The sequence below is a fragment of the Kribbella aluminosa genome, from assembly GCF_017876295.1.
GTDB lineage: Bacteria > Actinomycetota > Actinomycetes > Propionibacteriales > Kribbellaceae > Kribbella > Kribbella aluminosa.
The window spans coordinates 1,085,364-1,097,835 of the sequence record NZ_JAGINT010000001.1 but is presented as its reverse complement, the minus strand read 5'-3'; the positions used below and the strand labels follow the sequence as shown (position 1 = coordinate 1,097,835).

General features: G+C 69.0%; 12 protein-coding genes and 1 riboswitch. Of the genes, 4 read left to right on the top strand and 8 right to left on the bottom strand.

Annotated elements, in window-relative coordinates; all coding sequences use genetic code 11:
* Positions 1-15 precede the first annotated feature (15 nt).
* Positions 16-639: a hemerythrin domain-containing protein gene (locus JOF29_RS05425; RefSeq protein ID WP_209693130.1), complete on the top strand. Its 624-nt coding sequence runs from the start codon at positions 16-18 to the stop codon at positions 637-639.
* A 10-nt stretch (positions 640-649) separates the two neighbouring features.
* Here JOF29_RS05425 and JOF29_RS05420 read toward each other — a convergent pair whose 3' ends face one another.
* The 3 genes from JOF29_RS05420 to JOF29_RS05410 form a co-directional block, all read right to left on the bottom strand.
* Entirely contained in the window at positions 650-1,231 is a 582-nt protein-coding gene (locus JOF29_RS05420) for an adenylate kinase (protein WP_307863159.1), read from the bottom strand.
* A gap of 124 nt (positions 1,232-1,355) precedes the next feature.
* Positions 1,356-1,733 carry a YciI family protein gene (locus JOF29_RS05415; protein WP_209693129.1) on the bottom strand — a complete coding sequence of 126 codons (378 nt, stop codon included), beginning with the start codon at positions 1,731-1,733 and terminating at the stop codon, positions 1,356-1,358.
* 116 nt (positions 1,734-1,849) lie between these two features.
* Complete coding sequence (locus JOF29_RS05410) at positions 1,850-2,746, bottom strand: DUF3800 domain-containing protein (RefSeq protein WP_209693128.1); 897 nt, start codon at positions 2,744-2,746, stop codon at positions 1,850-1,852.
* Between the two features lie 94 nt (positions 2,747-2,840).
* Between JOF29_RS05410 and JOF29_RS05405 the strand changes: the two genes are divergently transcribed.
* On the top strand, positions 2,841-3,380 hold the full coding sequence (locus tag JOF29_RS05405) for a dihydrofolate reductase family protein (protein WP_209693127.1): 540 nt from the start codon (positions 2,841-2,843) through the stop codon (positions 3,378-3,380).
* 212 nt (positions 3,381-3,592) lie between these two features.
* On the opposite strand, the gene JOF29_RS05400 is transcribed toward JOF29_RS05405, so the two are convergent.
* From JOF29_RS05400 to JOF29_RS05385, 4 genes are all read right to left on the bottom strand, one after another.
* Positions 3,593-4,807, bottom strand: a complete 1,215-nt coding sequence (locus tag JOF29_RS05400; RefSeq protein ID WP_209693126.1) for an IS4 family transposase — start codon at positions 4,805-4,807, stop codon at positions 3,593-3,595.
* A 103-nt stretch (positions 4,808-4,910) separates the two neighbouring features.
* Positions 4,911-5,204, bottom strand: coding sequence for a YciI family protein (locus JOF29_RS05395; protein ID WP_209693125.1), 294 nt, complete (start codon positions 5,202-5,204; stop codon positions 4,911-4,913).
* Positions 5,205-5,265: 61 nt separating this feature from the next.
* Positions 5,266-6,027, bottom strand: a complete 762-nt coding sequence (locus tag JOF29_RS05390) for a class I SAM-dependent methyltransferase (protein WP_209693124.1) — start codon at positions 6,025-6,027, stop codon at positions 5,266-5,268.
* Positions 6,024-6,959 carry an SDR family oxidoreductase gene (locus tag JOF29_RS05385; RefSeq protein WP_209693123.1) on the bottom strand — a complete coding sequence of 312 codons (936 nt, stop codon included), beginning with the start codon at positions 6,957-6,959 and terminating at the stop codon, positions 6,024-6,026. The genes JOF29_RS05390 and JOF29_RS05385 overlap by 4 nt, the downstream gene beginning before the upstream one ends.
* Before the next feature lie 99 nt (positions 6,960-7,058).
* Here JOF29_RS05385 and JOF29_RS05380 point away from each other — a divergent pair, with 99 nt between their 5' ends.
* Positions 7,059-7,724: a TetR/AcrR family transcriptional regulator gene (locus JOF29_RS05380; protein ID WP_209693122.1), complete on the top strand. Its 666-nt coding sequence runs from the start codon at positions 7,059-7,061 to the stop codon at positions 7,722-7,724.
* A gap of 123 nt (positions 7,725-7,847) precedes the next feature.
* Positions 7,848-8,828 (top strand): hypothetical protein, encoded by a 981-nt coding sequence (locus JOF29_RS05375; protein ID WP_209693121.1) that lies wholly within the window; start codon positions 7,848-7,850, stop codon positions 8,826-8,828.
* Here the strand turns inward: JOF29_RS05375 and metH are convergent.
* The gene (gene metH, locus JOF29_RS05370; protein WP_209693120.1) at positions 8,713-12,327 is read right to left on the bottom strand and encodes a methionine synthase; all 3,615 of its coding nucleotides are present in this window, start codon (positions 12,325-12,327) and stop codon (positions 8,713-8,715) included. The genes JOF29_RS05375 and metH overlap by 116 nt on opposite strands.
* A gap of 22 nt (positions 12,328-12,349) precedes the next feature.
* Positions 12,350-12,427, bottom strand: a riboswitch (S-adenosyl-L-homocysteine riboswitch).
* Positions 12,428-12,472: the final 45 nt, after the last annotated feature.

The following is a 12,472-nucleotide window of genomic DNA, read 5'->3' as shown; positions in this document are numbered from 1 at the left end:
CTGAACATGGCGGACATGAGCATGAACCGGGCGATCCACGCTGCCGTCCGGCGGGATCTCGATCGCTTCCTGAACGCACTCGAACGGTTCCCAGCCGGGAACCGGCGGCGGGCCGCGCAACTGGCGACGGCATGGCAGAACTTCGACGACCAGCTCACCCAGCACCACCAGAGCGAGCACGAGATCGCCTGGCCCGCGCTGCAGAAGGTCGGCGTGAGCCAGGAGGTACTGGCGCAACTCGACGCCGAGCACGACACGATGGCGACCGCTTTGACGGCGGCCCGTACGGCGATGGGCGCCCTGAGCAACTCTGCAACCGCAGCGGATGCGACGGCTGCACATACCGCGATGCAGGAGCTGCAACGGGTCACGGTCGAGCACTTCGACCACGAGGAGAAGGAGATCGAGCCGGTCTACCTGGAGAGGGAGGGGACGCCGGAGCTGAAGGCGATGGGCCGCGAGTTCGCGAAGGTCAGCCCGACGCAGGGCGGCACGTTCTTCGCCTGGGCCCTCGACGGCGCGACCGCAACCGAATCCAGCGCGATCACCAGGACGATCCCGAAGCCGGTCCTCACCGTCATCCTCGGCCTCTTCGGCCGCCGCTACCGCAAGTCGGTCGCACCCGTCTGGCGCAACTGACGGGCAGCGGTTATGCAGCCTGCTTGAGCTGTACGGCGACCTGCCGGACGTGGATGCGGACCGTGTCGATGTCCGGGGAGGCGTCGACCTCGTGGTCGAGGCCGCGGGCGGAGTAGAACTCGAGCAGCGGCGCCGTCTGCTCGTGGTAGACCTCGAAGCGGCGGCGGATCACCTCTTCGGTGTCGTCCGAGCGGTGCTCGATCTCGGCGCGCTTGAGGAGCCGGCCGACGAGGGCGTCGATCGGGACCGTGAGGACGACCGCCGCGTCCAGTGAACGGCCTTGCCCGCTGAGGATGCCGTCCAGGACGCCGGCCTGGTCGAGGGTGCGCGGATACCCGTCCAGGACGAACCCCGGACGGGCGTCGGGCGCCGCGAGCCGGTCGCGGACCATGTCGTTGGTGACCTCGTCGGGCACGTACTCCCCGGCGTCGAGGTAGCGCTGCGCGGTGCGGCCGAGGTCCGTCCCGTCCGCGATGTTGCGACGGAACAGGTCGCCGGTGGAGATCACCGGTACGCCGAGATGTCCGGCCAGATGGCCCGCGTGCGTGCCCTTACCCGCTCCGGGCGGCCCCATCAGCAAGACAGTCGTCACGGCGCACTCCTGACTCTCGGTAAGTCCCCAAGATTACTGGGACCGGCCGCGCCGGCGGTACGGCGTACGTCACTCGAAAAATCCGTCGTACGTCACATCCGCGCAGAACTGTCCGCAAGAGCGGTCAGAACTCCATCTCCGGACGCAGCTCGACCACGTCGCCCGGGCCCGCGAACTTCGCGGCCAGCTCCTCCGCGCGAGCGCGACTGTCGCAGTTCAGGACGAAGAACCCGGCGAGCTGCTCCTTCGACTCGGCGTACGGGCCGTCGGTGCTGACCGGCTTCTTGCCCTCCCAGCGGTAGGTCCGCGACGTCGACGGCGCGTCCAGCGCCAGCCCGCTGACCAGCTCGCCGGACGCGGACAGCTCGGTGAGCAGCTCGTCGAACTCCTTGCCCATCGCGGCCCGCTCGTCGGCCGGGATCGCGCGGCCGACCGCGGTGAAGTCGATCGTCGGGTGTCCCCACGGCTGCGGGTTGGAGTGGATCAGAACCACGTACTTCATCTCAGAACCTCCTGTGTTGTGCGGATACACCCCGGACGTCGGAGGCGCGGACAGGCCCTCGACATTTTGCCTGGATGTATTCCAGCTCACACCCGGTCACACTCACCCCGCCGTGCTCAATCGGCCCGCCGGCCGTCGCTGCCGATCCGCGCCCACGAAGCCGTGTAGGGCTCCAGCAGCTCCACCAGGTCGGGCCTCCGGCGACGCGCGATGCCGGCCAGGAAGTCGGCGACCTGCACCCGCGGATCGTCCCGCGAGTCGACCTGGACGAACGACCGCAATGGCGCCGGCTGCACGCAGGACTCGAGGAACGCGCCCACCCGCGCCACCCGCCCCGGTGTCAACGCGCTCTGCTCGTCGTGCACCACGGCAACCGATCGACCGCCGGCGCTCCAGTACAGGACCGTCTCGGCGAGCGCCGGGACCAGCGGCTCCAGCGGCGGCGGGAGCTCCGGGTCGTCGTCGATCAGCCGCTGCATGACCGTCTCGACCCGGGCCCGGGTCACCGCCCGCAACGCAGGTACGTCGGCCGGCATGGTCGCGAAGAACCGGTCGACCGCCGCGTGGTCCATCAGCCGCACCCGCTTCGTCCGGGTCAGTTCGACGAACGCCGCGAGGAACCCCGTCCGGTGCCGCAGCACCGCGGCGGCCTCGGAGTGGTCCGATCCGAGGCTGGTGCCCGCGCCGTACGTCGGCTCCTCGGTGAACAGCTCGAACACGCGCGCGGCGACGTACGCGGTCTTGTCGATCGCATGCACATGCGCATGCCCGCGCAACGCGGTCAGCAACCACTCGAGCGCGGGCCGCTGCTCCGGGCGCAGCAGCTGGTTGGACTTGTACTCCGAACTCCGCCGCAGACTGGTCCGCAGTACGGCGATCACGTCGGCGGCCGCGGAGACGTCGAGGTCGACGCTGGCGTGGGTGATGACGGGCGAGGCGGGATCGAGCAGGTTGGTTCCGGAGAACCCCGACTCGTCACACGCGACTTCGGTCCAGAGCGCCTGAGATGTCATCAAGTCCTCATGATGGACCGGTGTGCAGCGGATTGCGATGAGTTTTCCGGTCGTCGCTCGTCTCAACAGCACATCCCGAACGAGAGGAACGACCATGGCGAAGGTGCTGTACTCCGTGACGCTGTCGGTGGACGGCTTCATCACCGGCCCGGGCGGCGACATGCGGTGGATGCGCCCGTACCTCGGCCCGAACCCGGAGGTCGACGAGCTGGTGCCGCGGATCGGCGCGATCCTGGTCGGCCGCCGGACGCACGACGGCGACGACCCGTACAAGGGCGAGCCGAACGAGGGTGAGGCGTTCGGTGGCGGCTTCAGCGGACCGGAGTACGTCGTCACCCACCGCCCGCCGGCCGACGCGCGGCCCGGCGTGACGTACGTCGACGACTTCGCGAAGGCGCTCGCCGCGGCCAAGGACGCGGCCGGGGACAAGTACGTCAACGTTATGGGCGCGAGCATCGCCAAGCAGTGCATCGAAGCGGGCGAACTGGACGAGGTCCTCGTGCTCTACGCTCCCGTGATGCTCGGCGACGGCACCCGGCTGTTCGAACACCCGGGTGGTCGCACCGTCCGCCTGGAACGCAGGAGCGTCACCGAAACCCCGCTGGCGACCAGCTTGTGGTTCGACGTGGTCTAGGTCCAATACCGTTCAGTTAGTGTGGCATCACGGCGTAGTTCGGTGGTTGTTGTGGTTGCGGCCAGTTGATGTGGTGGGCGCGTTTGACGTGCCATTTGACGTATTTGCGTTTGATGACGCGGGGCGCGGAGCGTCGTCGTCGGGTGGGGTTGAGCCGGCGGATTAGGCGGCGCAGGAAGTCCGGCCAGCCGGGGCTGTCGCGGCCGTGCTGGTCAGGGGGAAAATGCGCCCGGGTGGGCGAGGGTCTGGCGGGTGATCCTGAGCGCGGCAACGAAACTGACCCGGTCCGGATCGTGCCCGGCATGGGTTGCGGCCTCGGCCATCAGGGAGCGGATCGCGTAGTGACAGCACAGGTGGCCCCAGATCTCTTGGAGGACCAGGTCGGGCGACTTGCTGCGCAGCACGGTGCGTGGTCCGCGCTGATGGGTCTTCAGTTCATCGAAGGTCAGCTCGATCTCCCACCGCTGGGCATACGCCGCGGCGAGATCGGTCGCACTCACCTCGTCGGGGTCGAGCATGGTGGTGAAGAGCCTGTAGGCGGTGGGGTTGTCCCGGCCGTCATCGATGGTGTAATCGATGACCCGGACCAGCATCGGCTCCTCGCGCCGCGCCGCGGCAGTGTGCGACTGACGCAGGTGGGCCAGCCAGGAGCCGTCGGGAAGATCCTCAACGTGGATCGGCTTGGGTCCGGCCTTGTCGGTGCGGATCCGCCACAACAGGTCGGCGCCGGCCGCGATCGCCTTGCGCCACAAGGCGTAGGAGAAGAAGCCGCGGTCGGCGGTCAGCACCATCCCCGGCACCAGCCTGTCCAGGAGCCGTTCGGCCAAAGCGGCCTCGGACTCGGGGTAGGTGCCGATCTCGGCTGCGAAGACCGCGTGGGTGCCGCACTCGGCCAACGCGACCACCCGGGCCTGAGGGAACGCCGCCCGCTCGCCCTTGTCGACCCCCGGACGGCCGAAGTGCTCGTGATTGGCGCGCGTGTCAGCGACGTCCAGACACATCCCGTCGATCGCGACCAGACGCCGCCCGGCCAGCCACACCCCCGGCGTCGTGTCCGTCCCGACCGGTCTGGCGACCCGCTCGAAAAGCGCCGCCAACGGCTCAGCACCCAACCGCGCCCGGGCCTGGAAGATCGCGGACTTGCTCGGCGGGCTAAAGGTCTCGGTCCAGCCCGATACCCACGACAGCCCATCGGTCAACTGCGCGAGCACGTCCTCGTAGGAACCCTCGGAATACAGCGCCATCCCGATCGAGAAATAGGCCATCACCCGCGCAGGCAGCGAACGATGCCGCTGCTCGGTCCGGCCGACCTCGGCGATCACCTCATCGACCAGCGCCGGCGGGAACACCCGCGTCAGCACACCGACAGAGACCAGATCCGACAGACGCCGCCCGGTCTCCGGCTTCTTCCATCCACCACGTGGCATGCCCCCAAACTACACCACTGTGATCTTAACTGAACGGTATTGGGTCTAGGTCCTGTCTGGTGGTCCAGCGCCCCGCAGTAGGCGCTGGACCACCAGACAGGGCCTACAGATCAGCAGCTGCCGGATGCATCAGCGCGCGGATCTCGACGGAGCGGTCGCGGGCTCGCGCGTCCGGTAGCAGGCGGGCGAGTTCGACGGCGCGGTCGCGGTCCTCGACGTCGACCACGTAGTACCCGTCGATGCGGGAGGGTTTGCCGGCCGGCAATTGGACGGACAGCTGTGGATCTGCGAGCAGTTCGCCGGACACCAGCTCTCCGGCGTCGCCGGCGGCCCGCTCGAACTCGTCGCGCGGCAGCCGCGGGTCACCGGCACCCTGCAGGATCAGTAGGAACTTCATCGGCGCTCTCCTCTCACCAACAAGACGGAGCGGAGCGCCGGGTTTTGACATGCCGGCTACCTCAACCCACGGCCGCCCACGCCCGCGCCGTCAGCCTGATCGACCCGTCCGCACCGATCGGCAACCGCTCCCGTACGGCGTCCCGCAACGCCTCCTGGTCCGCGACGTCCAGACCCCGGAGGTACGCCGGCGCGACGCCCTGCCCGCCGAGGAACGGCTGCCAGTAGTCGTCGAACGACTCGAACACCGTCGGTACGACGATCTCCCGGGTCCGCACCTCCGCGAACCCGGCCTCCCCGAACAGCCGCTCGAGCCCCTCCGCCGTACAGAACCCGAACCGGCGCCCCTCGTCGGCCTCACGGTCCTGCGGACGGACCTCGACCATCGCGTCGAAGAAGTACCGCATCAGCTGCATCCCGCCCGCGTAGTCCCAGACGTAGACCGCGACCGTCGTACCGATGTCGCGCATCCGGCGCAGCGCCTCGACCCGTTTCGGTACGAAGTTCAGCACCAGCCCGGCGACCACCACGTCGTACGGGCCGTCCGGCAGCTCAGCCGCGGACCGCACCTCGAACGCGACCCGCGGATCGTCGACGGTCTGCCGCGCGTACTCGACGAACCCCTCCGACGGGTCGACGCCGAGCACCGCCGCCGGATCCGCCGTACCGAGGATCGTGCTGGTCAGCGCGCCGGTACCGCAGCCGACGTCCAGCCAGCGCTGCCCCGGCGGCTGCTTCAGCCAGCCGATGAACTCGGCTGCGACGAGACGGCTCCACCGGCCGACGTACGACTCGTAGATTCCCCCACTGGACCACTCGCTCACTTCCGCAGCATAGAGGGCAACGCGACTCCCGTCAGGGTCTCGGAGACCTGCCACAGGCGGGCGTTGGTGGCCGGGTCGGTGGCGGTCTTCGGGTTGCGGACCAGCGTGGTCTTGCCGACCAGTCCGAAGAGGCCGTCGGGGCCGTAGTACTCCCCCGACTTGGCCGCGGGGTCGGCGGCCGCGAAGAGCAGCGGCTCGGTGCCGGTCTGCACGTCCTGCTTGGGCAGCGGGTTGTAGCTCATCATCAGCCGGTTCAGCGCCGACGGGCGCTCGCGGCCGAGGGCGGCACCGGCGGTCTGCAGGTTGGTGCGGGTGTAGCCGGGATGTGCCGCGACGCTGACCAGGCCCCATCCGCGCTCGGCCGACAGCTTCGCGAGGTGGTTGCTGAGCATCAGGTCGGCGAGCTTGGACTGCGCGTACGATGCGGTCCGGCGGTACCGCCGGGCCTGCCACTGGAGGTCGGCGAAGTCGATCTTCCCCAGGTACGCCGCGCCGCTCGACATGGTGGCGATCCGCGGCGCCGGAGCGGCCAGGATCAGCGGCAGCAGCCGGACCGTGAGCGCGAACGGGCCGAGGTAGTTCGACCCGAACTGCAGCTCGAAGCCGTCCTTGGTGCCGATCCGGGCCGGCGGGGTCATCACGCCGGCGTTGTTCACCAGCAGGTCCAGGTGCTGCTCGTCGGCGGCGAGCTGCTCGGCGAACTCCTGCACCGACGCGAGGTCGGCGAGGTCGATCCGGCGGATCTCGAGCTGGGCGCCGGGGTGCTCGGCGAGGATCTCGGCGCGTGCCGCCTCGCCCTTGGCCGGGGTGCGGACCGCCATCACCACCCGGGCTCCGGCGGCGGCGAGGCGCTTGGCGGCTTCCTTGCCGGTACCGCTGTTGGCGCCGGTCACGACAGCGAGTTTGCCGGTCTGGTCGGGGACGTCGTACATGTTGCACGCTCCATAAGAGACTGATGGTCTGTTATGGCTTCGACGCTATCAGACCAGCGGTCCGATAACAACAGACCGTCGGTCTGTAGAATGTGCGACATGAACTTCCAGCGCGCCCGGAGCGCCGAGCAGCGGGCCGAGCGGCGGCGGGCGATCCTCGCCACCGCGACCGCGATGCTGACCGAGATGCCGGTCGCGGACCTCAGCCTGAACGAGCTGAGCCGGCGCGTCGGCCTGGCGAAGTCGAACGTGCTGAACTACTTCGACTCCCGCGAGGCCGTCCTGCTCGAGCTGACGAGCAACGAGCTCACCGCCTGGGTGGAGGAACTGGCCGCGGCGCTCGGGGGCGTGTCACCCGAGCTGCCGGTGGTCGAGCGCGCCGAGCAGCTGATCACCGCCGTCGTCGGCACGCTGACGAAGCGGCCGGTGCTCTGCGACCTGATCAGTGCGCAGGCGGCGGTGCTGGAGCGGAACATCACCACCGAGACGGCGCTGGCGTTCAAGCGCACCGCGGCAGCCAGTTACGAGCGGATGATCGCAGCGGTGGCCGCGGTCATGCCGGAGCTGGGCACGGACGGGGCGGGCCAGTTCATCGCCACCGGCAGCCTGCTCGCCGGTGCGATCTGGAGTCACTCCCACCCCGTCCCTGCCATCCTCGCCGCCTACGAGGCCGATCCGTCACTGGAAGCGATCCGGATGGCCTTCGAGCCGTCACTCTCGGCCGGACTGCGGACCTTGCTGTACGGCGTCCTGCCCCGTCACTAGGGAGGCGTCAGCGTGGACCGCAGGCCTGACAGTCATGCCGTCAGCCTAATGGCCCTCTCCCGCTCCTAGGCTTGGCGTGGTACCGCCCGGTGCCGTTACGCCGTGAGATCGGGCAGGAGAACCATGGCCGAGCTGCTTCCCGACAGTTCGTCAGCGAGCAGGTGGGCGGAGTCGATCGTCGACATCGCCGGGCCCGACCGCGCCAACACCCGCTGGGACGGCTCGATCATGGTCATCGAGACGGACCGGATGCCGAGCGTGACGACGTCCGAGTCCGGGATCAACGGCTTGCAGTACTACCTGTTCATGCTCCGCGAGCACGTCGACGCGGTGCAGCAGGCCGCGGAGCAAGGGACCGCGGAGCAACGGCAGGAACGCTGGGACACCCTGGTCGAGGCGACCGGATACGTGACGTCCCAGGCGACCGGACTGCTGACTCCGCTGGCCGACATGCACCCGGTCGGCCAGGCGGACGCCGACCTCAACGGAGGCCTGGCCGATGTCTGGACGCAGGAACGACTGCAGTACGTCTGGCAGAACAGCGATTCCGCAGGCCTGATGTCCGCCGACGACGTCCCGGCGCCGCACTTCGACTACGCCGGCCGCGGTCCGGCGGCCGATGCCACCCGCGACGTGCTGACGGAGATCGCCGGCCAGAACGGCCAGGAGCCGTCGTCCGGCGACTTCGTCGATACCTGTGACGACCTGATCAGGATGAAGCCCGATGATCGCTGGGCCACACTGGTCGCCAAGCTGCCCGGCGGCGACAAGCTGTCCCGCGACGAACGGATGCACCTCGGCCACCGGCTCCGTACGCAGTTCAAGTCCGCGGTCGACGCCCGCAACCCCGGAAGCGGTACGCCGGAATCGCCGGCGACCGTCGCGACGCGGAAGCTGGCAGCGGCCGTCCGTACGACCACCGACGGGCGGACCGGACCCTTCGACGACCGTGCGGCCGAGCTGGCCAAGGACCCGGCCCTCCGATCGCCTACTCCGGGTCGTACGCCAGGTTCGGACGAAGCCAGCGCTCAACCTCGTCCGTCGGGAGTCCGCGCCGTACTGCGTAGTCTTCGATCTGGTCACGACCGAGGCGGCCGACACTGAAGTAGCGCGCCGCCGGGTGCGCGAAGATCAGCCCGCTGACCGCTGCGGCCGGCGTCATCGCGTACGACTCGGTCAGCCCGAGCCCGATCTCCTCCGCCTCGAGCAGGTCGAACAACTCCTTCTTCTCGGTGTGGTCCGGGCTCGCCGGGTACCCGAGGGCCGGCCGGATGCCGCGGAACCGCTCCGCGTGCAGGTCCGCCAGCACCGGCTGTACGTCGGGCTCGAACCAGGCCCGCCGCGCCTCCAGGTGGATCCACTCCGCGAACGCCTCCGCCAACCGGTCGGCGAGCGCCTTCACCATGATCGCCCGGTAGTCGTCGTTGCGTTCCTCGTACGACTTCGCCAGCTTCTGGGCGCCGTGGATCGCGACGCCGAATCCGCCGAGATGGTCACCCGACGGTGCGATGTAGTCGGCGAGGCAGCGGTTGTGCCGGCCGGCCGGCTTCTCGGTCTGCTGCCGAAGCATCGGGAACGACACCTCCGTCCCGTCCAGCAGGATGTCGTCCCCGGAACTGTGCGCCGGCCAGAACCCGTACGCCCCCTCGGCGGTGAACGACCCGTCGGCGATGATCTCGTCCAGCAAGATGTTCGCGTCGTCGAACAGCTCCCGCGCGACCGGGTGCTCGAGGATCGCGGGGTACTTCCCCTTCAGCTCCCAGGCCAGGAACAGGAACTGCCAGTCGACCATCTCGCGCAGTGTCTCGATGCTTGGTGAAACACGCTTGAGCCCGGTGAACGCCGGCACCGGCAGCTCGCCGTACTCCACCGGCTCGCGGTTCGCGCGCGCCTCGTTCAGCGTCAGCATCGGTGCGCGCTGTTTGTTCGCGTACTGCTCGCGGAGCCGGTCCTGCTCGATACTGTTGCTCTTGGCAAGCTGTTCGGCACGGTCGTCGTCGAGCAGGTCTGACACCACACCCACCACCCGGGACGCGTCCAGCACGTGCACGGTGGTGTTCTCGTACGCCGGGGCGATCCGGACCGCGGTGTGCTGCTTGGACGTGGTCGCACCGCCGATCAGCAACGGCAGCTTCAGCCCGCGGCGCTGCATCTCGGACGCCACCGACACCATCTCGTCCAGCGACGGCGTGATCAACCCGGACAGACCGACCGCGTCCGCACCTTCGGCGACCGCGGTGTCCAGGATCCTTGCCGCCGGCACCATGACGCCGAGGTCGATGACCTCGTAGTTGTTGCAGCCGAGCACCACGCCGACGATGTTCTTGCCGATGTCGTGGACGTCGCCCTTCACGGTCGCGAGCACCACCTTGCCCTGCCCGCGGACCTGCTCCGCACGGCCTTCGCGGCGCGCCTGCTCCTTCTCCTCCTCCATGAACGGCTCGAGGTACGCGACCGAGCGCTTCATCACCCGCGCGCTCTTCACCACCTGCGGCAGGAACATCTTGCCGGCCCCGAACAGGTCGCCGACCACCTTCATACCGTCCATCAACGGCCCCTCGATCACCTCCAGCGGCCGCGGCAACTTCTGCCGCGCCTCCTCGGTGTCGGCCTCGATGTAGTCGACGATGCCGTGCACGAGCGCGTGCGAGAGCCGCTCCTCGACCGAGCCCTCGCGCCAGGTCAGGTCGAGCTCGCGCTGCTTGCCCTTGCCCTTCACGTTCTCGGCGAACGCGACCAGCCGGTCGGTGGCGTCGTCGCGACGGTCGAAGATCACGTCCTCGACCAGCTCCAGCAGGTCCTTCGGGATGTCCTCGTACACCGCGAGCTGCCCGGCGTTCACGATTCCCATGTCCAGGCCGACCTTGCCCGCGTGGTACAGGAACGCCGAGTGCATCGCCTCGCGGACGATGTCGTTGCCGCGGAACGAGAACGACAGGTTCGAGATCCCGCCGCTGATGTGGACGCCGGGGCACCGGTCCTTGATCAACGGCAAAGCGTCGATGAAGTTCTTCGCGTACCCGTTGTGCTCGGACATGCCGGTGGCGACGGCGAGGACGTTCGGGTCGAAGATGATGTCCTCGGCCGGGAAGCCGATCCCGGTCAGCAGGTCGTACGCACGACCACAGATCTGCACCTTGCGGTCGACGGTGTCCGCCTGCCCCTGCTCGTCGAACGCCATCACCACCGCACCGGCGCCGTAGTCACGGATCGTCCGCGCGTGCTCGAGGAACTGTTCCTCGCCTTCCTTCAGGCTGATCGAGTTCACCACGCCCTTGCCCTGCACGTGTTTCAGCCCGGTCTCCAGCACCGACCACTTGGAGCTGTCGATCATGATCGGGATCCGGGCCACCTCGGGCTCGGTCGCGATCAGGTTCAGGAACGTGGTCATCGCCTGCTCGCTGTCCAGCAGGTCGGCGTCCATGTTGACGTCCAGCAGGTTCGCGCCGCCGCGCACCTGCTCGAGCGCCACGTCGACCGCGGCCTGGTGGTCGTCGCCCTCGATCAGCCGCCGGAACCTCGCCGACCCGGTGACGTTGGTCCGCTCGCCGATCATCACGAACCCGGTGTCCGGCGCGATCCTGAACGGCTCGAGGCCCGAGAACCGGGAGGTGTGATCGGTCGGTACGACGGTGCGCGGCTTCAGGTTCTGGACCGCCTGCGCGATCTGCTCGATGTGCGCGGGCGTCGTACCGCAGCAGCCGCCGACGATGTTCACCAGCCCGGACTGCGCGAACTCCTCCAGCATCGCGGCCGTCTCCGCGGGCGTCTCGTCGTACCCACCGAAGGCGTTCGGGAGGCCGGCGTTCGGGTGCGAGGCGACGTACGTACCGGCGAACCGGGCGAGGTCGGCGACGTGCGGGCGCATCTCGGCGGCGCCGAGCGAACAGTTCACGCCGACGACCAGCGGGTTCGCGTGCTCGACCGAACTCCAGAACGCCTCGACGGTCTGGCCGGACAGCGTGCGACCGCTCAGGTCGACGATCGTCACCGAGATCCACAGCGGCAACTGCGGCGCGACCTCCCGGGCCGCGGCGACGGCCGCCTTCGCGTTCAGGGTGTCGAAGATCGTCTCGATCAGCAGCAGGTCGACGCCACCCTCGGCGAGCGCGGCGATCTGCTCGGCGTAGGTGGCCTTGACCTGTTCGAAGGTCACCGCACGGTACGCCGGATCCTCGACGCGCGGGCTCAGCGACAGCGTGACGTTCAGCGGGCCGATCGAGCCGGCCACGAACTTCGGGCTGTCCGGGGTGGCGAACTCGTCGGCCGCCTGCCGGGCGAGCCGGGCACCGGCGAGGTTCATCTCGCGCACGTGCTCCTGCAGGCCGTAGTCGGCCTGGCCGATCCGGGACGCGGTGAACGTGTTCGTGGTGGTGACGTCCGCGCCGGCCGCCAGGTACTGCCGGTGGACGTCGAGGATCACGTCCGGCCGGGTCAGGTTGACGAGGTCCGGGTCGCCGGTGACGTCGTGAGTGTCGTCCGCGTAGCGGTCGGGCTGGTAGTCCGCGGGCGTCAGCTTCGCGTTCTGCAGCATCGTGCCCCAGGCACCGTCGAGCACGACGATCCGCCGATCCAGCAGCTCGCGCAACGCGCCTTCACTCATCTGCCAACCCCTCCAGAAGAACTCTCCGGAGGCGCCCTTGCAGTCGGTGCACCAGGTCGAGCGTGGCGGACCTGGGTCCGTTGCAGCGCCTCTCGGCCTGGATGCTCCATGTTAGTGGCGTCACACCTCGCGCCAAGCCCGTCGT

What these genes read in the sequence shown, in the direction of transcription:
- JOF29_RS05425 (WP_209693130.1), top strand. Translation starts at nt 16, where the DNA reads ATGAGCATGAACCGGGCGATCCACGCTGCCGTCCGGCGGGATCTCGAT.
- JOF29_RS05415 (WP_209693129.1), bottom strand. Translation starts at nt 1,733, where the DNA reads ATGAAGTACGTGGTTCTGATCCACTCCAACCCGCAGCCGTGGGGACAC.
- JOF29_RS05410 (WP_209693128.1), bottom strand. Translation starts at nt 2,746, where the DNA reads ATGACATCTCAGGCGCTCTGGACCGAAGTCGCGTGTGACGAGTCGGGG.
- JOF29_RS05405 (WP_209693127.1), top strand. Translation starts at nt 2,841, where the DNA reads ATGGCGAAGGTGCTGTACTCCGTGACGCTGTCGGTGGACGGCTTCATC.
- JOF29_RS05400 (WP_209693126.1), bottom strand. Translation starts at nt 4,807, where the DNA reads ATGCCACGTGGTGGATGGAAGAAGCCGGAGACCGGGCGGCGTCTGTCG.
- JOF29_RS05395 (WP_209693125.1), bottom strand. Translation starts at nt 5,204, where the DNA reads ATGAAGTTCCTACTGATCCTGCAGGGTGCCGGTGACCCGCGGCTGCCG.
- JOF29_RS05385 (WP_209693123.1), bottom strand. Translation starts at nt 6,959, where the DNA reads ATGTACGACGTCCCCGACCAGACCGGCAAACTCGCTGTCGTGACCGGC.
- JOF29_RS05380 (WP_209693122.1), top strand. Translation starts at nt 7,059, where the DNA reads ATGAACTTCCAGCGCGCCCGGAGCGCCGAGCAGCGGGCCGAGCGGCGG.
- JOF29_RS05375 (WP_209693121.1), top strand. Translation starts at nt 7,848, where the DNA reads ATGGCCGAGCTGCTTCCCGACAGTTCGTCAGCGAGCAGGTGGGCGGAG.
- metH (WP_209693120.1), bottom strand. Translation starts at nt 12,327, where the DNA reads ATGAGTGAAGGCGCGTTGCGCGAGCTGCTGGATCGGCGGATCGTCGTG.